Here is a 22802-nt window from a genome sequence, read left to right as displayed (position 1 = left end):
CCGATGACCGGCCCCGCCGACCCCTCCCGCACCGTCCTGCTGCTCAACGGCCCCAACCTCAACCTGCTGGGCACCCGCGACCCTGAGCAGTACGGCACCACCACCCTGGAACAGGTCGAGCGGCGCGTGAGCGGCCTGGGCGGGGAGCTGGGGGTGGAGGTGGTCTGCGCCCAGAGCAACAGCGAGGGCGCCCTGGTCGACCGGATCCACCAGGCCCGCCACTGGGCGGGGATCGTCATCAACCCCGGCGCCTACGCGCACTACAGCATCGCCCTGCGCGACGCCATCGACGCGATCGAGGCGCCGGTGGTGGAGATCCACATCTCCAACATCTACGCCCGCGAGGAGTTCCGCCACACGTCCGTCACCTCGCCCGTGGTGGCGGGCTACGTCGCCGGGTGCGGCGTGTTCGGCTACGAACTGGCCCTGCGCGCCGTGCTCCAGCGCGACGCCGAGCGCCGCGCGTAGTCCGCGTGCGCGCCGGACCCGCTGTCCGGGTCTGCCGGAGCGGAGCGCGGCACCGGCCGGTCGGCATCCGCGGAATCGGGAACCGACCGGTCGGTTTGTTCTGGGCGCGCGTCTACCGGTAGGTGAGCAGCGTCGGGCCGCCCCGCTCCAGGTGCGCGTGGTCGTTGAGCGACAGCGCCTGCGTGCCGCCGCGCCCGTGCGCGATCTTGCTGATCGAGGCGTTGACCACCACCCGGTTCATCGCCACGAACGACGCGGGCGGCATGTCCAGCAGGAACGAGTACGCCGCCGAGATCACCCCGCCCGAGGTGAACACCAGCGCGGTCTGGCCGCGCTCCAGCCCGGACGCCAGGTCCCCCAGCGCCGCCACGACCCGATCCCGGAAGACCGTCCAGGAGTGATCACCGTCGGCGGGGTCGGAGGTCCACGCGTGCAGGCAGGCGTCGAGCCGCTGCTGGACTGTCCCCTCGCCGATGTCGTAGCGCTCCAGCATCGACACGTGGTCGTACTCGTTCCACCGCTCGTCCACGCTCGCGGAGGCGTCGAAACCGGCCTCCTCCAGAGCGGTGGCGGCCGTCTGCCGCTGGCGGCGCAGGGAACCGGTGACCACGGGCCCCACCTTCAGCCCGCGCTGGGCGAGTTCGGCGCCCACCAGGCGGGACTGCTCGTAACCGGTGGTGCTCAGTTCGTCGTAGTCGTCGGCCTCGGGGGAGGCCTTCCCGTGGCGGATCAGGTAGATAGCTGGCATGCCGACACAGTACGCGGGGGTCCTCCCCTCCCCGCCCGCCGGGTGGGGAACCGTCCTCGGATAGAGTCGGAGTGAGACGCGGTATCGGCCCGGCCGCCCCCCGCCACGGGCCCTTCGAGAGGTCCTCGTGTACCAGCGTGTCCACCACCCGCGCAGGCCCTGATGGTGTGGCGCAGGGTCCGCCCCGGCACCGGCTCCCCGCCCCCGCCGGACGGGCGTCCTCCCGGGTTCGTCCGTGTCCGGGTCCGTGCCCAGCGCGATCCGGTCCGGTACGCGACCATTGTCGGAACCGTCGTCGGAGCCACCGCGGGCGGCTTGGCGGCCGTGCTCGCGACGTTCGTGTTCTCGCTCCTGGCGGTAGGGGCGGTGGGTGCTCCCTCCCTTCTGACAGGTGTGGCCGTGGCGGTCCCCTTCGGCCTCTTCCACGGCGTGACCGCCTTCAGAGGGCTGCCGTCGACTCCGATGCCGCCCGACACCGACCGCGCCCGGCTCACAGCGGCCAGGGATCTGCTGCGCAGCGGCGCACCCGGCGCCGGCCCCGAGACCGGCCAGGTCGCCCGCCACCTGGCCGAGACGGCACTGGGGGCGACGGACTGGAGCATGCACCTGGTCATCGCCCATGTCACGGTCCTCTCGATATGTGTCTGGAACGCGGTGGCCGCGGATCCGGTGCACTCGGCGGCCGGCATCGGCATCGCCCTCCTCTCCCTGCTGCTGTCCGCGCTGATGGTCGCCTACGTCTACCTGTGGAGGCCGCAGCGCGCCCGGGCCAGGGCCTTCCTCGACGCCTGTGGGCGACACGAGCCGGTGGACTAACCTCCAGCGCGCCCTTCCCCGGCTCCGCGTGCCCGCGCGCTACGGTGGCCGAAGGCCGCAGCGACGAGGAAGGGACGGCATGGTCTTCCGCTACGAGAGCACGGTGTTGGCACCGCGCGACGAGGTGTTCGCTTGGCACGAGCGGCCCGGGGCGTTCGCGCGCCTCACCGCCCCCTGGCAGCCGGTGCGGCTGACCGCTGAGGCCGACTCCCTGCGCGACGGCACGGCCGTGCTGACCCTGCCGGGCGGTCTGCGATGGAGAGCCGCCCACCTGCCCGACCGCTACGACCCGCCGCGCCGGTTCGCCGACCACCTGGTGGGCCGCCCGCTGTCGACGGTCCTGTCGTGGACCCACGCCCACGACTTCCTCGAAGAGCCCGGCGGCGGCACCCGCGTGGTCGACCGGGTCGCCACCTCCGTCCCCGAGGCGCTGCTGCGCCCCATGTTCGCCTACCGGCACGCCCAGCTCGCCGACGACCTGGCCGCCCGCGCCCGCTTCCGCGAATGGAGCGACCGCACGCTGACCGTCGCGGTCACCGGCTCCAGCGGACTGGTCGGCCGCAACCTGTGCGCCCTGCTGACCGTCAACGGCCACCGCGTGGTGCGGCTGGTACGCCGCGACCCCGCTTCCCCCGGTGAGCGGCGCTGGGACCCCGAGGAACCCGCCCCCGACCTGCTGCACGGCGTGGACGCGCTCGTGCACCTGGCGGGCGAGCCCCTGTTCGGACGGTTCACCGAGCGGCACAAGCGGGCGCTGCGCGAGAGCCGTCTCGGCCCCACCCGTGCGCTGGCCGAACTGGTGGCCCGCGAGGACGGCCCGCGCGTGTTCGTCACGGCCTCCGCGATCGGCTACTACGGCCCCGACCGGGGCGAGGAGGTCCTCACCGAGGACAGCCCGCGCGGCGAAGGCTTCCTCGCCGACCTGGTCGCCGACTGGGAGGAGGCGGCCCGCCCCGCCGCCGACGCCGGGACGCGGTGCGTCCAGGTGCGCACCGGCATCGTCCAGAGCCCGGCGGGCGGGGTGCTCGGGCTGCAGTACCCGCTGTTCGCGGCCGGTCTGGGCGGCCGGATCGGCGACGGCCGGCAGTGGCTGTCGTGGATCGGGGCCGACGACCTCTCCGACGTCTACGTGCGCGCCCTGCTCGACGACACCCTGTCGGGTCCGGTCAACGCCGTGGCGCCGAACCCGGTACGCGGTGCCGAGCACGTGCGGCTGCTCGCCCGCACCCTGCGCCGCCCGGCGCTGCTCCCGGTCCCCGCACCGGCCCCGGCGGTCGTGCTGGGCCGCGAGGGGGCGCAGGAGGTCGCACTCGCCGACCAGCGGGTGGCCCCGGCCCGCCTGGCGGCGTCCGGACACCGGTTCCGGTATCCCGAGTTGGAGGGGGCACTGTCCCACCTGTTCGGCCGCCCCCGCCCGGAGTGAACCTCCCGGCGCCGGTCAGAGCCCGGTGTCGGGCTCCAGGCGCACCACCACCGACTTCGACGTCGGGGTGTTGCTCACGTCGGCGGTGGAGTCCAGCGGCACCAGCACGTTGGTCTCCGGGTAGTAGGCGGCGGCGCAGCCCCGGGCCGTGGGGTACTCCACCACCAGGAAGTGCGGTGCGCGCCGGTCGACACCGTCGGACCACTCGCCCACCAGGTCCACGTACTGACCGCCCCGCACCCCCAGGTCGGCGCAGTCCTCGGGGTTGACCAGCACCACCCGGCGCCCGTCGGTGATACCCCGGTAGCGGTCGTTGAGCCCGTAGACCGTGGTGTTGTACTGGTCGTGCGAGCGCAGGGTCTGGAGCAGCAGCCGCCCCTCGGGGATCTCCGGGGCGTATCGGCCGTTCACGGTGAAGTTGGCCCTCCCCGTCGCCGTGGGGAAGCGCCGGTCGTCGCGCGGGGCATGCGGCAGGGTGAAGCCGCCCGGTCGGCGCGCCCGGGCGTTGAAGTCCTCGAACCCGGGGACGACCGCCGCGATGTGGTCGCGCACCCGGTCGTAGTCGGCCAGGCGCGACCACGCCACCGGGCTCTCCCCGAACAGTCGTTCCCCCAGGCCGCGGACGATGTCCACCTCCGAGCGCATCCCCTCCGACAGGGGCGGCAACACCCCGTGGGAGGCGTGCACCTCGCCCATGGAGTCCTCCACCGTCACCCAACGGCTGCGGTCCCCGTGCAGGTCGCGGTCGCTTCGGGCCAGGGCGGGCAGGATGAGCGCCCGCGTGCCGGTGACCACGTGCGAGCGGTTGAGCTTGGTGGACACGTGCACCGTGAGCCCCACCCGGCGCATCGCCTCCTCGGTGGCGTTCGTGTCGGGACTGGCCGCCACGAAGTTGCCGCCCATCGCGAGGAACACCCGCACGCGCCCCTCGGCCATCGCGCGGATGGAGTCCACCGTGTCCAGGCCGTGTGCGCGCGGCGGCTCGAACCCGAACTCGGCGCCCAGCGCGTCCAGGAACGCGGCCGGAGGGCGCTCGAAGATCCCCATCGTCCGGTCGCCCTGCACGTTGGAGTGCCCTCGGACCGGGCACACGCCCGAGCCGGGGCGGCCCACGTCGCCGCGCAGCAGCAGGAGGTTCACCACCTCGCGGATGGTGGGCACCGAGTGCTTGTGCTGGGTCAGGCCCATCGCCCAGCACACCACGGTCCGTTCCGAATCCATCGCCATCCGCGCGATGCGCTCGACCAGCTCCCGTTCCAGCCCGGTGGCCCGCTCCACCCGCGGCCAGAACTCCGCCTCGGGTTCGGAGAGCAGTTCCTCGGCGTAGGCGTCGAACCCGTGGGTGTGCCCGTCGATGAACGCCCGGTCCAGCACCGGCTCGCCGCGCCGGTCGGCCTCCAGCAGCAGCCGGTTCACGGCGGAGAACAGAGCCAGGTCGCCGCCCAGGCGGACCTGCGCGAACAGGTCGGTGAGCTCGGTGCCGAGCCCGGCCAGGCCCCGCGCCGTCTGCGGGTTGCGGAACTCGCGCAGCCCCGCCTCCGGCAGCGGGTTGACCGTGACGATCCGGGCCCCCGCGCGCTTGGCGCGCTCCAGGGCGCTGAGCATCCGGGGGTGGTTGGTGCCCGGGTTCTGCCCGGCGACGATGATCAGATCGGCCTTGTACAGGTCCGACAGGGACACGCTGCCCTTGCCCACGCCCAGGGTCTCCGTCAGCGCCGACCCGGAGGACTCGTGGCACATGTTCGAGCAGTCGGGCAGGTTGTTGGTGCCCAGGAGGCGGGCGAGGAGCTGGTAGCAGAACGCGGCCTCGTTGCTGGTGCGGCCGGAGGTGTAGAGCACCGCCTCGTCCGGGGAGTCCAGGGCGCGCAGCTCCCCGGCGACCAGGTCCAGCGCGCTCTCCCAGGTGATCGGCGCGTAGCGGTCGGCGCCCTCGGCGAGGTAGAGGGGTTCGGTGAGTCGGCCCTGCAGCCCCAGCCAGTAGCCGGAGCGCTCCGCCAGTTCGGAGACGGGGTGCTCGGCGAAGAACTCCGCGGTCAGGGCCCGGCTGGTGGCCTCCTCGGCGACGGCCTTGGCGCCGTTCTCGCAGAACTCCGCCGTGTGCCGCCGCCCCGGTTCGGGCCAGGCGCACCCGGGGCAGTCGAAGCCGCGCTTCTGGTTGACCGCGAGCATGGCGGGCACCCCGCGCCGGACCCCGGCGTTCTCGCCGACCTGGCGGAGGCTGTTGAGGACGGCGGGCAGGCCCACGGAGGTGCGCTTGGGCGGGTCCACCCGGGGCGCGTCCTGGGCGGGGTCGTTCTCGGCTTGGCGTGTCACGTCTCCGATTGTCGCATCTGTGGCCGTTCCGGGGCGGTTCAACACAGTGTGCGCGCCGTCGCGGGGAACCCGCAAACCCCGGCGGGGCAGGCGATCCGGTTTGCGTGGGGCCGTCCGCAGGGCGGACAATGCTTCTGATTCGTCCCTTGTAAAGAATTAAGGTGCCCATGCCGGACGTGCCGCACATCGATACGACGATCCCTCACTCCGCGCGGGTCACCAACTACTGGCTGGGCGGCAAGGACTACTATCCGGTCGACCGAGAGATGGGCGACCAGGTCCTGGACGCCTTTCCCGAGCTGGCGGCCTGTGCCAGGGCCGGCCGCCAGCTCCTGATCCGTGCGGTCACCCACATGGCCGCGAAGGAGGGGATCCGCCAGTTCCTCGACGTCGGCACCGGACTGCCCACGCAGAACAACGTCCACGAGGTGGCCCAGGGCGTGGCGCCCGACGCGCGCGTGGTCTACGTCGACAACGACCCCCTGGTCCTGGCCCACGCCCGGGCACTGCTCACGAGCAGCCCCGAGGGCGAGACCCACTACGTCGACGCCGACCTGAGTGATGTGTCCGCCGTTCTGGAGCGGACCCGCGCCCACCTGGACCTGTCCCGGCCGGTCGGGCTCACCATGATGGGCACGCTGGGCCACTTCGACGGCGCCGAGGCACGCCGGATCGTGCGCGGCTACGTCGACGCGCTGCCTTCGGGCAGCCTCCTGGCGCTGGGGGACAACACCGACACCAGCGAGACGGTGGTGGAGGCCGCGCGCCGGTGGAACGCCACCGCGAACGTCCCCTACCACCTGCGTTCGCCGCAGGAGATCGAGGACCTCTTCGAGGGGACGGAACTTCTCGAACCCGGGGTGGTGTCCTTCCCGCTGTGGCGGCCCGAGGACTCCGAAGTGGGCGCTCCCACCGAGATCGACGCCTACTGCGGGGTCGCTCGCAAGCCCTGACCCGGAGCCGGCCGGGGCGGCGCGCGGTGCCCCGGCCGGCTTCGCTCAGCCCATCGCGGCCTTGCCGTGGCGCCAGTAGCCGATGAAGGCGATGTCGGCCTTGGCGACGCCGTGTTCGCGGACCAGGTGGCGCCGCAGGCCGGTGGGCAGGTCCTTCTCGCCGACCAGGAAGCAGTACGGGCGTCCCTCGGGCAGCTCGGCGGCCCGGACGGTCTCCAGAGCCAGGCGTCCGGGGACGGCGCGGGTGTCCTCCCGGGGCAGCCAGTGCACCGTCACGCCTTCGGGAGCCGACAGTTCCCGCACGTCGGCCTTGGCGGGAACCTCCAGGTAGACCTCGGCGCGCAGGTCGTCGGGGGCCTGCTCCAGGATCGAGGCCACGGCGGGCAGCCCGCTCTCGTCCGCGACGATGAGCTGCCAATCCGCCCCCTCCGTGGGCAGGTAGCACGCCCCTTCGGTCAGGAGTCCGACCTCGTCGCACGGCTGTGCCGTGGTGGCCCAGGCGGAGGCCGGTCCGGCGTCGCCGTGGTCGATGAACTCGATGTCCATCTCCGGCTTGTCGGCGTCGAAGCGCCGCACCGTGTAGTTGCGCACGTGCGGGCGCTTGGCCCTGGACATGGCCAGGAGCTGCACGTACCACCCCCTGTTTCCGGTGGAGGTGGGCATGTGCAGCTCCTCCTGGCCTTCGCGGGGCAGGAAGAGGCGTACGAACTGGTCGCGGCCGAGGAACTCGAAGCCCTTGAGCCCGTCCCCGCCGAGGGTGATGTTGACGAAGTGGTCGCTGACGCGTTCGGTGCGCACCACACGGGCGCGGATCAGCGCGCGCTGCTCGGGCTGGCGGATCTGCACGGGGGACTCTCCAGGGGACAGGACTGCGGCCGGTTGCATAGTTAGGTTAGCCTAACCAAATTTCGCTGTCGACCGGGGTGGTCCGTCCGGTGGCCGATCCTGTGCGGTCGGATGGGATGTCGTTTATGTGAGTTTTCCTCCTGTGGTTCTGTGGGTCCGGAATGGTGGGGGAGCGGGGATCTTAAATCTGTGGGGTTCTCTCCTGAATATGGGGAAGAATGTCATGAAATAAAGGGCGAAGCGGACGTGTGGGCGGGGTGTGGACGTGCCTCTTTCCCCTTGGCTCCGAGAGTCTGCGCAGGTGGAGGTCGATTTTTGCGGTCGGTGGCGTGTGTGAGGAAGTTGGAGTGTCATTCGCATTCCCCGGGATTAGGACTTGTCGGGAGAGGACTCCGACTCCCGGGGGTGTGGGGGAAATCCGGGAATCGGTTGTGCGGCCAAGACGGCACTTTTAGTGTGTTCCTCGGTTTACGGAGCGTGCCCGAAGGTCGACGTGCCTGTTCGGCCCGGGTGCCCCACTGCACACGACCCAGCGGATACCCGCCCGCGGCACGGCCTGCGGACGGGTTCGCGAAAACCACGAGGAGAGACACCGCGGATGTCGATCGACTCAGTCCCCGAGGTGCGAACCGAAGAACAGCGCAGCCTCGCCACCAGGGCGGCGCGCAACCTGGCCACCACCACCAAGTCCGCCCCGCAGATGCAGGGGATCAGCTCCCGCTGGGTCCAGAAGACGCTTCCGTGGGTGCAGACCGACGGCGGCGCCTACCGGGTCAACCGGCGCCTGACCTACACCATCGGCGACGGGCGGATCGAGTTCAACCAGACCGGCTCGCACGTCCGGGTCATCCCCCAGGAGCTCGCCGAGCTGTCCCTGCTGCGGGGCTATGACGACGAGGAGGTCCTGGAGGCCCTCGCCGACCGCTTCGTCCAGCGCGAGTTCGAACCCGGGGACGTGCTCGCCCAGCAGGGTGCGCCGGCCACCCACCTCTACCTCCTCGCGCACGGCCGGGTGCACCAGACCTCCCAGGGCCACTACGGGGAGACCAACCGGCTCGGCATCCTGGCCGACGGCGACAAGTTCGGCGAGCGCCACCTCCTCGACTCCGGTGAGCCCACGTGGGAGTACACGGTCAAGGCGGCCACCGCCGGAACGCTCCTCGAACTGCCCCGGGAGCGGTTCATCTCCCTGGTGGACGAGTCACCCAGCCTCCAGGCCCAGATCACCCGGATCCAGAGCCTGCCCCAGCAGCGGCAGAACTCCCACGGCGAGGCCGAGATCGCGCTGGCCTCCGGCCACGAGGGCGAGCCCGACCTGCCCACCACCTTCGCCGACTACGAGCTCCGGCCCCGCGAGTACGAACTCAGCGTCGCCCAGACCGTCCTCAAGGTGCACAGCCGCGTCGCCGACCTCTACAACAAGCCGATGAACCAGACGGAGCACCAGCTCCGCCTGACCATCCAGGCCCTGCGCGAGCGCCAGGAGTACGAGCTCGTCAACAACTCCGACTTCGGCCTGCTCAACAACTGCGACTTCAAACAGCGCATCCAGACCCACAGCGGCCCGCCCAGCCCCGACGACCTCGACGACCTGTTGACGATGCGGCGCAACACCCAGTTCCTCTACGCCCACCCGCGGGCCATCGCCGCCTTCGGCAAGGAGTGCAACAGCCGGGGCCTCAACATCCCGACCATCGACTTCAACGGCAACCAGGTGCCCTCCTGGCGCGGTGTGCCGATCCTGCCCTGCGGCAAGATCCCGATCTCCGACCACCAGACCTCGTCGATCATCGCCGTGCGTACCGGCGAGGACAACGAGGGCGTCATCGGCCTGCACCAGACCGGCCTGCCCGACGAGGTCGAGCCCGGCCTGAACGCGCGCTTCATGGGCATCGACGACAAGGGCATCATCTCCTACCTGGTCAGCACCTACTATTCCGCCGCGGTGCTCGTCCCGGACGCCCTCGGTGTCCTGGAGAACGTCGAGGTCCACCCGCGTGGCTGACCGCCCGCCGCAGACAGGGAAGGAGGACTGAGACGGTGTCACTGCTGTCCCGGATGTCCGCCTCCGCCGCCACCCACACGGCGGCGGACCTGGTGGACGTGCTGCTGCGCGACCCGCAGCGGCCCGGCCGATCCGACCTGCTCGCACCCCGGCCCGCTCCGGCGGGTACCGGGGATGCGGCCGCGGCCACCCGGCTGCCGACCGGCCCGCGAGGGCTCGGCAGCGCGGCGGCCACGGCCCTGCTCCCCGAGCGTCCGCCCACAGTGGGCACGGCAAGGGGCGCCTCCGCGGCCGCGGTGCTCCCACCCGTTCCACAGGCCCCCTCCGGACCCCGGCTGCCGCCCTCCGACGGCGGCCCGGCGGCCCGGGCCGCCGGGCACCCCGGTAGGCGGGGGGACGGCCGGACCAACCTGGTGCTGTACTGCCCGCCCGCCGTCCGGGACGACCCGGCCCTGGGCCGGGAGGTCGACGCACGGCTGGTGGAGTGGGCCGAGGAAGTGGGGATCTACCCCGGACAACTGGACAAGATCCGCAGAGCCGAGTTCGGACGGCTCATGATGCTCGCCCACCCCGCCACCGACGACCCCGACCGCCTGCTGGCAGCGGCCAAGTGCGCACTGTCGGAGTGGGCGGTGGACGACCACTACGTCGACGGCGAGGTGGAGGAGGCCCGTCCCGAACTGCTCGGCCAGCGCCTGGCCATCGCCCACTCCGTCATCGACCAGGCCCACCTGCCGCTCGACTACGCCCCGCAACTGGAGGAGGAGGTGCGGGCCGACCCGGTCGCGGTCGCCCTGCGCTCGGCACTGCGCAACCTCTCCACCATGGCCACCTCCGCGCAGGTGCGGCGCCTGCGCCACGAACTGGCGATCATGTTCGTCGCCTACAACCAGGAGGCGGTCTGGGCGACGGCCGGCCAGCGGCCGCCGGTCTGGGAGTTCCTCATGCACCGGCACGAGAACAGCTTCGTGCCCTGCATGGTGCTGGTGGACACCATCGCCGGCTACGAGATCTCCCAGGAGGAGTTCGCCGACCCGCGCGTGCGCCGCGTGTTCACCATGGCCGGCACTGCCAGCGTGATCGTCAACGACCTGTACTCCATGGGCAAGGAGGACCCCGGCGACTTCAGCCTGCCCAGACTCATCGCCTCGGAGGAGGACCTCTCCCTCAGCGACGCCGTCGCACGGACCGTCGAGATCCACGACGAGGTGATGCACACCATCGAGGCGGAGGCCTTCGCCCTCGCCACGGCCGGATCGCCCGAGCTGCGCCGCTTCCTGGCCGACCTGTGGGCCTGGATCGGCGGCAGCCGCGAGTGGCACGCCCAGAGCGGCCGGTACCACGACACGAACAACGACACCTGAGGGCCCCGCTTCCCCTCGCAACCCGGTAAGTCGAACACGAAGGAGCCATCCCTACATGACGTCCACCATGCCCCAGGCCGACCACGTCCTGCGCACCGACTACCAGCGCTCCGTGGCCGAGTACTGGAACGCCGAGAAGGACCCCGTCAACATCCGCCTCGGTGAGGTCGACGGCTACTACCACCACCACTACGGCCTCGGCGACTACGACCCCTCCGTCCTGGAGGGGCCGGAGGAGACCCGCAACCAGCGCATCATCGAGGAGCTGCACCGCCTGGAGACGGCCCAGGCGGACGTACTCCTGGACCACCTCGGCAACATCCGGCCCGAGGACCGCATCATGGACACCGGGTCCGGCCGGGGCGGCACCAGCTTCATGGCCCACCAGCGCTTCGGCTGCCACGTGGACGGGGTGAGCATCTCCCAGCAGCAGGTGGACTTCGCCAACGGCCAGGCCGAGGAACGCGGCGTCTCCGACAAGGTCGCCTTCCACTTCCGCAATATGCTGGACACCGGGTTCGACACCGGTTCACTGCGGGCCAGTTGGAACAACGAGTCGACCATGTACGTGGACCTGTTCGAACTCTTCAGTGAGCACGCCCGCCTGCTCCGGCACGGGGGCCGCTACGTCACCATCACCGGCTGCTACAACGACGTGACCGGAGGCCGGTCCAAGGCGGTCAGCCGCATCGACGAGCACTACACCTGCAACATCCACCCGCGCAGCGCCTACTTCAAGGCGATGGCGGCCAACGGCCTCGTGCCGATCAACGTCGTCGACCTCACGGACCAGACGATCCCGTACTGGGAGCTGCGCGCCCAGTCCTCGGTGGCGACCGGTATCGAGGACCCGTTCCTGACCGCCTACAAGGAGGGCAGCTTCCACTACCTGCTCATCGCCGCCGACCGGATCTGACCCGGTCGGTCCCGGGTGCCCGCCGCCACTGCGGCGGGCACCCCGCCCCTGACCGCAGCGTGCCCAGGCCCCTACCGCGAAGGATGCCCATGTCCACCAGTTCCGTCGCCGCCCGCGCCGCCTCCGCGGACCGCGCCGACGCACCGATCATGCTCGAATTGGTCGACGAGGACGGTGCCACCATCGGCACCGCCGAGAAACTGTCCGCCCACCGGGCGCCGGGGCAACTGCACCGGGCCTTCTCGGTCTTCCTCTTCGACACCGAGGGCAGGATGCTCCTCCAGCGCCGCGCCCTGGGCAAATACCACTCGCCCGGGGTGTGGTCCAACACCTGCTGCGGCCACCCCTACCCCGGGGAGGAGCCCTTCGCCGCTGCGGCCCGGCGCGTGGCCGAGGAGCTGGGCACGGCACCCGACCTCATGCGCGCCGCCGGAACGGTGCGCTACCACCACCGCGACCCCGACTCCGAACTGGTCGAGCGGGAGTACAACCACCTCTTCGTGGGGATGGCGCACGGCGATCTGAAGCCCGATCCCGAAGAGATCGCCGAAACCGTGTTCGCCGACCCCGCCGAGCTGGAGCGGATGGTGTCCCGGCACACGTTCTCGGTGTGGTTCCCGACGGTTCTGGACGCCGTGCGGCCCGCGGTGCGCGAACTCGTCGGCGGGGCCTGGTAGACACCCCCGGGCCGACCGATGCGTGAGATCGAGACCAAGTACCGTGTGGCGGACCTCGACGCCCTGCTGAACGCCCTCGAACGGGCCGGCGTCGAACTGGGGGAGCCGGTGCTCCAGGACGACCAGGCCTACGCGCCCGCCGACTGGGATCCGGGGATGCCCAAGGCGGGGCGCACCTTCTGCCGTCTGCGCACCCAGGACGGCATGCACGTGTTCACGACGAAGACCCCCTCGGCCCTGCCGATGGAGTGTGTGGAGCACGAGTCGGTCGTCGCCGACCGCGCACAGATGCACGCCGCCGTTCTGGCGATGGGCTATGTCCCGAGCCTGCGCATCGTCAAATACCGCAGGGTGGGTGTGGTCGACCGGATGCTGGTCTGCGTCGACCTCGTCCGCCGGGCGGGCGTGTTCCTGGAACTGGAGGTCGTCGCCGACGACGATCGCGACGCCCGAGTCGTCCAGGGGGAGCTGGCCGCCTGGGCGCGGGGCCTGGGGGTGGACCTGGAACCCACCAGCGACACCTACGACACGCTCGTGCGTGCAGCGGGGGAGCCCGAGGGCGACCGCGTCGAGTGACACCGGCCCCGGCCGCCCACCCGTTCAGCGGTCCGCCATGCCGGCGTGCGGTCCTTCCCAGCGTGCCGGAGGAGGGCTCGGCCCAGGACCCGGCGCTTCGGACGGTTCCCTCGCGGACTACTCCGAGTCGACCGAAGAATCGGATATCGCCCCAGGTAGGAGAGCCGGCCCTAAGATGGTGGTATGGAACGACCACTGGGGCGGACCGAGTCGCTCCGTGAGCGCAAGCGGCGGCGCACGCGCGAGAGCATCGTCGCCGCCGCGCTCGCCCTGTTCGCCGAGCGCGGCTTCGACCGGGTTACCGTCAGCGACATCGCCGACCGCGCCGAGGTCGGCCGGGCCACCTTCTTCCGGTACTTCGGCGACAAGCAGGAGGTGGTCTTCGGCGCTCAGCGCGTGCCCGGCCCCGAGGAGGTCGGCCGCCTCGCCCCGCCGCCGGGACGGCCAGTCGGGGACTCCCTGTCGGCGGCGCTGGCGTACCTGCGCCGGGTCGTGGACGTACTGGCGACCGCCCGGACCGAGGACCGTGAAGCCTATCTGCGCCACGAGCGCCTGCTGGCGGAGAACCCCGACCTGGCCGCCCGGGAGCTCACCAAGCAACGCGACTACGCCGAGGCCATGGCCGGGGCCCTCATCGACCTGGGCACCGAGCGCTCCGTGGCGGTCCTGGCCGCCGAACTCGCCGCCGCCTGCTACCGCTCCGGCCGCGCGCAGGCGGGCGGGGCCCCCGAACGCCTCCCGGCGGCGGTCGACGCCGCCTTTGCCCGCCTGCTGGAGTGAGCCCCCGAAGGAGCCCGGCCCGTCGGGCACCCGGTACGGGACGCGCAGTCCGGCTCCGGTTCCGCTCCGCAGCGCCCCTCAGGGCTCGGGCACCCGCCCATCGGGAACCCGAGGATGCCATAGCGCAGCCCGACCTTCTCCAACAGGTCCTGGTGCGCCCCTGAAGTAATGAAATGGGCCCGGATGCGGTGCGTCACGCGGTCAATCCACGGTGAACAGGGTCAGGCGGACCTCGTCGGGGTGTCGCTCGCCGGTGCCCACGACGATCCGTGAGCGCAACCACTCCCACCGCCGCCCGGCGGGCTCCAACCGCGGGGTGCAGCGGAAGTAGATCCGGGCCGGGTCCACCGGCTCGCCCCGCACCAGGGCCGCGACGTCGTCACGGCTGCCCGAGCGCAGGCCGAAGTTGGACACCTGGATCCGCTCGCCGTCCTCGGTCTCGATGGCGTACTCCGCCCTCAGTTCGGTGAGGGTGTCCGTGCGCAGCACCTGGAAGTCCGCGCCGGCCGGGAGCACCCGTCCCCGCAGCAGCGGCCCCGCCACGCTGCCCCCGGTGATCGGGATGATGCGGCGGTGCCCGTCCGCGGTGGGGCCCACCTCGACCGGGGCGGCGACCTGGACGGAGATCGTCGCGAGGAACGACAACTGCGGCGGAGTCGGCAACATGGCCAGAACATAGCACCAGCGCTTTCTCACGGTCGATGACACTTTTACCGGCATCCCATGCCTGGAGAATGGTGTTGACGATGTTTCGGGGCGATTACATAATCGGCGCAATCGATTCATGGATTTCGGGGGAGACACTCGGACACGGAGGAGAACATGAGCCTTGCGACCGCAACTTCCAAACGCCGCAGAGACCTGGTGGCGGTCAATATCGGTAACGCTCTGGAATGGTTCGACTGGAATATCTACGCGGTTTTCGCCCCGTTCTTCGCCGCCCAGTTCTTCCGGAGCGAGGACCCGGTCTCGGCTCTGCTGGCCACCCTCGCCGTCTTCGCCGCAGGGTTCCTGATGCGGCCGGTCGGCGGCTGGCTCTTCGGCCGGATCGCCGACCGGCGCGGGCGCCGCTTCAGCCTCACCCTGGCCATCACGCTCGCCGCGGCGGGCAGCCTCGTCATCGCCGTCGCCCCCACGTTCGACTCGGCCGGTGTGCTCGCCTCGTTCGTCCTGCTCGCGGCGCGGCTGCTCCAGGGGCTCTCACACGGCGGTGAGACGGGTTCGGCGTTCACCTACCTCGCCGAGGTCGCCCCCGAGCACCGGCGCGGCCTGTGGGCCGCCACCCCGTGGCTCGGGGTGGGCCTGGGCTCGCTGATGGCCACCGGCCTGGGCGCCCTGCTCACCGGGGTGCTCAGCGACGAAGCCATGGCCGCCTACGGGTGGCGGATCCCCTTCCTCGTCGGCGCGGCCCTGGGCCTGTACGCGCTCTACATCCGGCTGACGATGGCCGAGTCCGAGGTCTACGAGCGGGCCAGGGACGACTCCTCCTCCGCCGCCACCGAGCGCGGATCGTTCAAGGAGCTGTGGCGCGAGCGGGCGGGGGCCCTGCGCATCGTCGGGCTCACCGTCAGCGGCGTCGTCGCCTTCTACACGTGGATCATCTTCGCCCCCGGCTACGCCTCGTCCGAGTACGGCATGGACTCCACGACCGCGCTGATCGCCGGGGTGTGCGCCCAGGCGGTGTTCATCGCCGCGATCCCGTTCATGGGCCTGGCCTCCGACCGGTGGGGGCGCCGCCCGGTCCAACTGGTGTTCGCGGTCGGCTTCGCCCTGGCGGCCTTCCCCCTGGAGTGGCTCCTGGGCCCCCGCCCGCTGAACCTGTTCCTCACCATGGCCGCGGCGGCCGTCCTGCTCGCCGCCAACTGCGCCCCGCTTGGGGCGGTCTTCGCCGAACTCGTGCCCACCCGCCAGCGGGCCACCGTGATCGGTATCGCCTACGCCACGTCCGCCGCCGTTCTCGGCGGCACCGCGCCCTATCTCAACACCTGGCTGGCCAGTATCGGGCTACATTGGGTCTTCGTCGGTTACATCTCGGTGCTGTGCGTCATCACCGCGGTCGTGGTGCTGTTCATGCCGGAGACCCGTGGCCGAACACTCAGGTGAGCCCTCTCGGCTCCGATATCCCCCGGAGGCTGGCCGTGCCGGATTTCACCCTTCGCCAGTTGACCTATTTCTGCTCGATCGCCTCCACCGGGAGTATCAGCGCCGCGGCGGAACGAGAACATGTCTCCCGTTCCGCCGTGGCGGCGGCGCTGGACGATTTGGAACGGGCCCTGCGCACCCGGCTGTGCACCCGCCACAAGTCCTCGGGGGTCGTCCTCACCCCCGCCGGAGAGCACGTGTTCGAGAGCGCGCTCTCGCTGCTGCGCGAGGCCGACGAGCTCCGGGCCGCCGTCGACGGGCGCGGGCTCTCGGGCACCCTGTCGGTCGGCTGCTTCCCCTCGCTCGCCCCGACACTGCTGCCCACCATGTTCACGCTGTTCGAGCGACTGCACCCCGACGTCACCCTCGACCCGGTCACCGCCGACCAGGAGACCCTCCTGCGGGGCCTGCGCTCGGGGGCGGTCGAGATCGCGGTCATGTACAACATGCACCTGGACCGGGCCTTCAAGGCGGTGCGCCTCTACGACACCGCCATGCACGTCATCCTGGCCGGCGACCACCCGCTGGCGGCGGGGGACACCGTCTCCGCGGCCGACCTCGAACCCGAACCACTGCTCCTGCTGGAGGTCCCGCCCAGCGCCGAGGACGTGCTGGGCTACTTCCGGACGCAGGGGCTGTCCCCGCGGGTGCGGCTGCGCACACCGCACTTCGAACTGGTGCGCTCGCTGGTCGCCCAGGGGGTCGGATACTCGCTGTTCATCCAGCTTCCCCGCATCCGCCACAGCTACGAGGGGCTGCCCGTCGCGGCCAGGGCGCTGGAGCCCAGACCGCACCTGGAGCGGGTCTCGGTGGTGTGGCCCGCGGGGCGCCGCCTCTCCGGCCGGGCGCGGCGGTTCGTGGAACTGGCCCGGGAGAACGTCGACGCCTACGCGCCCCAGCCGCTCTACCCGGACACCGGCCCCGGGGCGTACCGCGCCGGGTGACCCGGCCGGCTCCGGTCGGCGGGCCCCGCCTCAGGCGAAGGCGTCCACACCCGTGAGTCCGGCGGAGAACGCCCACAGCCGTTCGGCCTGTCCGGGGTCGACGGCGTAGGGGCGCACCCCGGGGCGCGTACCGTCGGTCCCCGCGGGCACGGAGACGTCGCAGTCCTCGCAGTAGACACCGCCCATCCCCGCCAGGCGGGGCGAGGTGGCGGCCCAGACCTGCGTGGCCGCGCCCTGCTCGGCGGTTTTGAACGAGGGGTCGGCCAGGGCGCCGTCCTCGTCGATCCACCCGTTGGCCACCATCTCCTCCCGGGCCATGTGGCGCTGCAGCGGTGTGAGGATCGCCCCCGGGTGCAGGGAGAACGCCCGCACCCCGGACGCCTCGCCCAGTCGGTCGAGGTGGACGGCGAAGAGCACGTTGGCCGTCTTGGCCTGGCCGTAGGCCAGCCACCGGTCGTAGCCGCCCTCGAACCACGGGTCGTCCCATCGGATCGGCGAGTTGTGGTGTCCGGCCGAGGAGACCGACACGACCCGTGCGCCCCCGTCTGCGAGGGCGGGCCACAGCCGGTTGGTGAGGGCGAAGTGCCCGAGGTGGTTGGCGGCGAACTGGTACTCCCAGCCGGGGCCCGCCGTCCACCGGGGGCAGGCCATGACACCGGCGTTGTCGATGAGGATGTCGATCGTGCGGCCCGTGGCCAGGAACCGGTCGGCGAAGGCGTGCACGCTGTCCAGGTCGGACAGGTCCAGGGCGTCGACCTCGGTGCCCTGGATCCCGGCCAGTTCCCGCTCCGCCGCCTCCGGGCGCCGCGCGGGGACCACCGCCCGTGCGCCCGCGGCGGCCAGGGCCCGGGTCGTCTCCAGGCCGATCCCCGAGTATCCGCCGGTGACCACGGCCGTCCGTCCGGTGAGGTTGATCCCCTCCAGGACCTCCTCGGCGGTGCTGTGCGCGCCGAAGCCGGAACCGATCATCTGCTGCGGTGTCGTCATGGCCCGAACACTAGGACCTGGACTGCGCTCCAGGTCAACCGGACACTCCCGAGGTCCCGAGCCGAGCGTCCGCGTGGCGGCGGACGGGACACCTTCTCAGCCCCCCTAGTCACGGAGAGGCGCTCGGTGTAGCCTCCCGGTGACTGGGAGCGCTCCCACCCCCCAGGGGCGCCTTTCCAGAAGCCCGGCGGGACGACCGGCGGGCCGGAGGAACGCGACGGGGAGAGTTTGCGAAGGAATAGAGTCATGTCTCGAACACGAACGGCCGCAGGAGGCACCTTGGCCGCCGCCGCGGCCCTGGCCACCACGGTGGCACTGCTCGGCACGGTGCCGGCCTCGGCCGACGAGAGCGAGTTCTACGTCAACCCCGACACCTCGGCCGCCGTCTGGGTCCAGGAGAACCCCGGCGACCCCCGGGCCGACGTCATCGGCGACCGCATCGCCTCGGTCGCCCAGGCCACCTGGTTCACCCAGTACAACCCCGACGAGGTCCGCGGCGAGGTCGACGCCCTGGTCGGCGCCGCCGACGCCCAGGACCAGGTCCCCATCATGGTCGTCTACAACATCCCCGGCCGCGACTGCGGCAACCACAGCAGTGGCGGAGCGCCCGACCACGCGTCCTACCGCGCCTGGGTGGACGAGGTGGCCGCCGGGCTGGAGGGCCGCCCCGCCACCATCGTCCTGGAACCCGACGCGCTTCCGCTGGTGAGCGGGTGCAGCGACCCCACCGAACTCCTGGACTCGATGGCCTACGCGGGCCAGGCGCTCATGGCGGGCTCCTCCCAGGCCCGGGTCTACTTCGACATCGGGAACTCCGCCTGGCTGTCCCCCCAGCGGGCCGCCGAGCTGCTCAACGGCGCCGACATCGCCGACAGCGCCCACGGCATCGCCACCAACACCTCCAACTACAACCACACCCACGATGAGGTCGCCTACGCCGAGGCGATCATCGCCGCGACCGGGGTGTCCGGGCTGGGCGCCGTGATCGACACCAGCCGCAACGGCAACGGCCCCGCTCCCGGCAACGAGTGGTGCGACCCGCCGGGGCGGATGATCGGCACCCCCAGCACGACGGACACCGGGAACCCGCTCATCGACGCCTTCCTGTGGACCAAGCTTCCCGGTGAGGCCGACGGCTGCATCGCTCCCGCCGGGCAGTTCGTGCCCCAGGCCGCCTACGACCTGGCGGTCGACGCCCCCGACCCCACCGAGGAGCCGACCGACGAGCCCACCGACGAGCCCACGGAGGAGCCCACGGACGACCCGACCGACCCCGGCGGGGACTGCACCGCCGAGTACGAGATCGTCTCCCAGTGGTCGGGCGGCTTCCAGGCGGCGGTGACCGTCACCGCCCACACCCCCGTCTCGGGTTGGACCGTGGTGTGGGACTACACCGACGGCCAGAGCGTCAACCACGGGTGGAACGCCCAGATCAGCGGCAGCGGGTCGCGGGTGACCGCCTCCGACAGCGGCTGGAACGGCACGCTCGGCGCCGGCGACACCGCCGAGTTCGGCTTCACCGGCAGCCACAGCGGCACCAACGGGGTGCCGGACCCGGTGTGCTCCGCCGGGTGAGGCCGCCTCGGGCGTGACGCCTGAACCGCACGGCGGTCGGTACCGTCACGCCTCCTCCGAACGCGGGTGCGCCCCGTGTGCCTCCAGCGGGGCGCACCCGTCCACCGGCCCCGATCAGCGCGGGTCGGCGAGGGCCTCGCGCATCACCCGGAACTTCGCCTCGGTCTCGGCCAGCTCCGCCCGCGGGTCCGAACCGGCCACGATCCCGCAGCCGGCGAACAGCCGGGCCCGCGCCCCCTCCACACGCGCCGAGCGCAGCGCGATACCCCACTCGGCGTTGCCCGCACCGTCGAGCCAGCCCACCGGCCCCGCGTACCCGCCACGGTCCATCCCCTCGACCTCGGCGATCAGCCGCATGGCGTCCGCGGTGGGCGTCCCCCCGACCGCGGCCGTGGGGTGCAGGGCGGCCACCGCCTCCAGCGCCGACACGCCGGGCGCCAGCCGAGCGCTGACCGGGGTGGCCAGATGCTGGACGTTGGCCAGGGCGAGCAGTTCCGGTGTGTCGGGCACGTCCAGTTCCCGGGTGAGCGGACCCAGCGCGGTGCGCAGGGAGTCCACGGCCAGCCGGTGCTCCTCGACGTCCTTGGGTGAGGACACCATCTCCTCGGCCAGGCGCCGGTCCTCCCCGGCGTCCCGGCCGCGTGGCCGCGTCCCGGCCAGGACCAGGGAGGTCAGCCGGTCCCCCTCGCGGCGCAGCAGCAGTTCCGGTGTGGCGCCCACCATGCCGTCCACGGAGAACGTGAAGCAGCCGGGGTAGCGCAGCCGCAGCCGCTCCAGGAGGGTGCGCACGTCGATGGGGGCCTCGGCGACGGCGACGGCGTCGCGGGCCAGGACCGCCTTGTCGAGCAGGCCGGAGCGGATGCGCTCGACGGTGCCGCCGACGGCGTCCGTCCACGCGCCGCCGGTGAGCGACCCCGGCTCCCAGGAGAGGGGGCCCACCGGCCGCGCGGCGGAAAAGGGGGCGGGGAGCGCGTCGGGACCCCCCGCAGGTTCCCCTCCCACGGTGGTCATCCAGGCCCGGCCGCCGCGCCTGCCGACCAGGACCCGCGGGACCACCAGCGCGGAGCCCTCGGAGGCGGGGGCGAAGGTGAAGGTGCCGAAGGCGACCAGACCGGTCCCGGGGAGGGCGACCCCGTCCTCGACGACGGCGTGCTCCCGCAGCCCGGCGAACCAGCGCGCGCCCTCCGCGAACCGGCCGGTGTCGGTGGGCACGGCCGGCTCGGGCGCGCCGCCCACGTCCAGCCGCGCGGCCGTGCCCCATCCCACGATGCCCTCGCCGCCGTTCAGCCAGGCCAGCGGGGCCTCGGGCGGCAGACGGCGCACCAGGCTCTCCGCGTCGTCGGGCACGGGGACGGTACGGACGAACAGTTTCGGCGGGGGCGGGAGGGCGTTCACGGGAACCGAGTGTAGGACCTCTCCCCGCCGCTCGGTCGTGGGTGCCCTGCCTGCTCAGGAAGGGCCCGGACTTGACCTCCGCTCCGCGGTCGGGTTCAGTCCCCTGTGGCGGGTGATGCGGGAGAGTACTGGAGGGGCGGTCTTATGGTCAGGGGCACGCGGAGCGGGGCATCGTCGGCGGCTGCGGCCGTGGCCACGGCGCTGTTGTTGGCGGGGTGTGCCGCTGCTGGGAACGGTGACGGGAACGGCGGCGGGGACGCGGAGGGCGAGCAGGACCCCGTGGGCCTCGCCGCGTGTGCGGACGCCCCCGACAAGCGCGCGATGCGCGGTGCCTGGCTCACCACGGTCCGCAACATCGACTGGCCCTCCGAAGCAGGGCTGTCCGCCGACGAGCAGCGCGAGGAGCTCGACGGCCACCTCGACGCCGCCGCCGACCTGGGCCTGAACGCCGTCTTCCTCCAGGTGCGGCCCACCGCCGACGCGGTCTACGCCTCCGATCTGGAGCCGTGGGCGCGCTACCTCACCGGCGAGCAGGGCGGCGACCCCGGGTACGACCCGCTGGAGTACGCGGTGGCGGGCGCCCACGAGCGCGGTCTGGAACTGCACGCGTGGTTCAACCCCTACCGGATCGGGTTCCAGGACACCGACGTATCGGACCTCGCCGACGGCCATCCGGCCGTGGAGAACCCCGACTGGGTGGTCGAGCACGGCGACGAGGCCTACTTCGACCCCGGCGAACCCGAGGTGCGCGCGTGGGTCACCGGCGTCATCCTCGACGTGGTCGAGCGCTACGACGTGGACGGCGTGCACTTCGACGACTACTTCTACCCCTATCCGAAGGAGGGGGCGGTCTTCGACGACGACGCCACCTGGCAGGCCCATGGCGACGGTTTCGACGACCGCGACGACTGGCGCAGGGACAACGTGAACCGGCTCGTCGCCGACGTGCACGCCGGAATCGAGGAGACCGAGCCGTGGGTGAGCTTCGGCATCTCCCCGTTCGGCATCTGGCGCAATGACGACAGCGACCCGGACGGGTCGGCCACCTCGGGGCTGGAGTCCTACAGCGCCCAGCACGCCGACACCCTGGCCTGGATCCGGGAGGGCACGGTCGACTACGTCACCCCGCAGCTCTACTGGTACCGCGGACTCGACATCGCCGACTACGAGGTCCTGGCGGACTGGTGGTCGGCACAGGTGGCGGGCACCGGTGTGGACCTGTACATCGGCCAGGCCGCCTACAAGGCGGGTGACGACCACTGGCGGGGCGAGGACGCGCTGAGCGCGCAGCTCGACTACTCCGCCGACCTGCCCGGTGTCGCCGGCGACGTCTACTTCTCCCTGGGCAGCCTGCGCGGGAACGCCGCCGACGCCTACGGGTACCTCGCGCGCACGCACTACACCCGCCCGGTGCTGCCCGTGGCGACCGCCCCCGCCGACCAGGGGTCCCTGACCGGCCCGGTCGGCGGAGTGGCCGCCGCCTCTGCCGGGGAGGGGGTCGAGGTGTCCTGGGAAGCGGCCGAGGGCGCCCGCTTCTACGCGGTGTACCGCCTGCCCGACGTCGCGGAGGAGGATGCCTGCGCGGCCGTGGCACCGGAGAACCTGGTCGGCGTCACCGGGGGCACCGCCCTGACCGACCCGGCTCCGGCCGGTGCGGGCTCGGGGTACGCGGTCACCGCCCTGGACGACTACCGGCTCGAAGGGCCGGTCGGCGGGGTCGCCGCCGTCGACGGTTAGGGGATGGGCACGGGAAGACCGGAACTCTCCTGAGGCCGGCGGGGACGTTCGTACCCCCTTGTTTCGTTTTCCCTGATCAGGACAGGGGAGTCCGAGTGCACGTCTTCGTGTGGGTGCCCCCTCGCCGGTGCGGAGAG

At 72.0% G+C, this 22802-nt stretch carries 20 protein-coding genes; 14 read left to right on the top strand and 6 right to left on the bottom strand.

What is annotated here, in order from left to right:
* Positions 1–3 precede the first annotated feature (3 nt).
* Positions 4–468, top strand: a complete 465-nt coding sequence (aroQ, locus tag ACFHWE_RS04010) for a type II 3-dehydroquinate dehydratase (protein ID WP_416599223.1) — start codon at positions 4–6, stop codon at positions 466–468.
* 112 nt (positions 469–580) lie between these two features.
* On the opposite strand, the gene ACFHWE_RS04005 is transcribed toward aroQ, so the two are convergent.
* Positions 581–1216, bottom strand: a complete 636-nt coding sequence (locus ACFHWE_RS04005; protein WP_416599222.1) for a histidine phosphatase family protein — start codon at positions 1214–1216, stop codon at positions 581–583.
* A gap of 162 nt (positions 1217–1378) precedes the next feature.
* Between ACFHWE_RS04005 and ACFHWE_RS04000 the strand changes: the two genes are divergently transcribed.
* Together ACFHWE_RS04000 and ACFHWE_RS03995 are read left to right on the top strand one after the other, a co-directional pair.
* Positions 1379–2032 (top strand): hypothetical protein, encoded by a 654-nt coding sequence (locus ACFHWE_RS04000; RefSeq protein WP_416599221.1) that lies wholly within the window; start codon positions 1379–1381, stop codon positions 2030–2032.
* Positions 2033–2111: 79 nt separating this feature from the next.
* A complete protein-coding gene (locus tag ACFHWE_RS03995; RefSeq protein ID WP_416599220.1) occupies positions 2112–3455 on the top strand; it encodes a TIGR01777 family oxidoreductase in 1344 nt (447 codons plus the stop codon).
* 15 nt (positions 3456–3470) lie between these two features.
* Here the strand turns inward: ACFHWE_RS03995 and ACFHWE_RS03990 are convergent, their stop codons facing one another.
* Positions 3471–5768, bottom strand: a complete 2298-nt coding sequence (locus ACFHWE_RS03990; RefSeq protein ID WP_416599219.1) for an FdhF/YdeP family oxidoreductase — start codon at positions 5766–5768, stop codon at positions 3471–3473.
* 167 nt (positions 5769–5935) lie between these two features.
* On the opposite strand from ACFHWE_RS03990, the gene ACFHWE_RS03985 reads away from it, so the two are divergent.
* Positions 5936–6721 (top strand): SAM-dependent methyltransferase, encoded by a 786-nt coding sequence (locus ACFHWE_RS03985; protein WP_416599218.1) that lies wholly within the window; start codon positions 5936–5938, stop codon positions 6719–6721.
* A gap of 45 nt (positions 6722–6766) precedes the next feature.
* Here ACFHWE_RS03985 and ACFHWE_RS03980 read toward each other — a convergent pair whose 3' ends face one another.
* Positions 6767–7606 (bottom strand): siderophore-interacting protein, encoded by an 840-nt coding sequence (locus tag ACFHWE_RS03980; RefSeq protein ID WP_416599217.1) that lies wholly within the window; start codon positions 7604–7606, stop codon positions 6767–6769.
* A 559-nt stretch (positions 7607–8165) separates the two neighbouring features.
* Between ACFHWE_RS03980 and ACFHWE_RS03975 the strand changes: the two genes are divergently transcribed.
* From ACFHWE_RS03975 to ACFHWE_RS03950, 6 genes are all read left to right on the top strand, one after another.
* Positions 8166–9572 (top strand): family 2B encapsulin nanocompartment shell protein, encoded by a 1407-nt coding sequence (locus ACFHWE_RS03975; protein ID WP_416599216.1) that lies wholly within the window; start codon positions 8166–8168, stop codon positions 9570–9572.
* A 35-nt stretch (positions 9573–9607) separates the two neighbouring features.
* On the top strand, positions 9608–10936 hold the full coding sequence (locus ACFHWE_RS03970; protein WP_416599215.1) for a family 2 encapsulin nanocompartment cargo protein terpene cyclase: 1329 nt from the start codon (positions 9608–9610) through the stop codon (positions 10934–10936).
* Between the two features lie 55 nt (positions 10937–10991).
* The gene (locus ACFHWE_RS03965; RefSeq protein ID WP_416599214.1) at positions 10992–11852 is read left to right on the top strand and encodes a geranyl diphosphate 2-C-methyltransferase; all 861 of its coding nucleotides are present in this window, start codon (positions 10992–10994) and stop codon (positions 11850–11852) included.
* An 83-nt stretch (positions 11853–11935) separates the two neighbouring features.
* Complete coding sequence (gene idi / locus ACFHWE_RS03960) at positions 11936–12529, top strand: isopentenyl-diphosphate Delta-isomerase (protein ID WP_416599213.1); 594 nt, start codon at positions 11936–11938, stop codon at positions 12527–12529.
* An 18-nt stretch (positions 12530–12547) separates the two neighbouring features.
* Positions 12548–13105: a class IV adenylate cyclase gene (locus ACFHWE_RS03955; protein ID WP_416599212.1), complete on the top strand. Its 558-nt coding sequence runs from the start codon at positions 12548–12550 to the stop codon at positions 13103–13105.
* 183 nt (positions 13106–13288) lie between these two features.
* Entirely contained in the window at positions 13289–13885 is a 597-nt protein-coding gene (locus tag ACFHWE_RS03950; protein ID WP_416599211.1) for a TetR family transcriptional regulator, read from the top strand.
* Positions 13886–14086: 201 nt separating this feature from the next.
* On the opposite strand, the gene ACFHWE_RS03945 is transcribed toward ACFHWE_RS03950, so the two are convergent.
* On the bottom strand, positions 14087–14551 hold the full coding sequence (locus tag ACFHWE_RS03945; protein WP_416599210.1) for a DUF3237 domain-containing protein: 465 nt from the start codon (positions 14549–14551) through the stop codon (positions 14087–14089).
* Positions 14552–14707: 156 nt separating this feature from the next.
* On the opposite strand from ACFHWE_RS03945, the gene ACFHWE_RS03940 reads away from it, so the two are divergent.
* The gene (locus tag ACFHWE_RS03940) at positions 14708–15988 is read left to right on the top strand and encodes an MFS transporter (protein ID WP_416599209.1); all 1281 of its coding nucleotides are present in this window, start codon (positions 14708–14710) and stop codon (positions 15986–15988) included.
* Positions 15989–16047: 59 nt separating this feature from the next.
* Entirely contained in the window at positions 16048–16971 is a 924-nt protein-coding gene (locus ACFHWE_RS03935) for a LysR family transcriptional regulator (RefSeq protein WP_416599208.1), read from the top strand.
* 30 nt (positions 16972–17001) lie between these two features.
* Here the strand turns inward: ACFHWE_RS03935 and ACFHWE_RS03930 are convergent, their stop codons facing one another.
* The gene (locus ACFHWE_RS03930) at positions 17002–17958 is read right to left on the bottom strand and encodes an SDR family NAD(P)-dependent oxidoreductase (RefSeq protein WP_416599207.1); all 957 of its coding nucleotides are present in this window, start codon (positions 17956–17958) and stop codon (positions 17002–17004) included.
* A gap of 246 nt (positions 17959–18204) precedes the next feature.
* Between ACFHWE_RS03930 and ACFHWE_RS03925 the strand changes: the two genes are divergently transcribed.
* The gene (locus ACFHWE_RS03925) at positions 18205–19533 is read left to right on the top strand and encodes a glycoside hydrolase family 6 protein (protein WP_416599206.1); all 1329 of its coding nucleotides are present in this window, start codon (positions 18205–18207) and stop codon (positions 19531–19533) included.
* 114 nt (positions 19534–19647) lie between these two features.
* Here the strand turns inward: ACFHWE_RS03925 and ACFHWE_RS03920 are convergent, their stop codons facing one another.
* The gene (locus tag ACFHWE_RS03920; RefSeq protein WP_416599205.1) at positions 19648–20928 is read right to left on the bottom strand and encodes an isochorismate synthase; all 1281 of its coding nucleotides are present in this window, start codon (positions 20926–20928) and stop codon (positions 19648–19650) included.
* Positions 20929–21072: 144 nt separating this feature from the next.
* Here ACFHWE_RS03920 and ACFHWE_RS03915 point away from each other — a divergent pair, with 144 nt between their 5' ends.
* Positions 21073–22665 carry a glycoside hydrolase family 10 protein gene (locus ACFHWE_RS03915; RefSeq protein WP_416599204.1) on the top strand — a complete coding sequence of 531 codons (1593 nt, stop codon included), beginning with the start codon at positions 21073–21075 and terminating at the stop codon, positions 22663–22665.
* The last annotated feature ends 137 nt before the right edge of the window (positions 22666–22802 follow it).

Origin of the sequence: Nocardiopsis sp. LOL_012 (genome assembly GCF_048060475.1) — a bacterium.
Classification (GTDB): Bacteria; Actinomycetota; Actinomycetes; order Streptosporangiales; family Streptosporangiaceae; genus Nocardiopsis.
The sequence above is the reverse complement of the archived record's forward strand: the minus strand, read 5'-3'. Positions and strand labels throughout refer to the sequence as shown.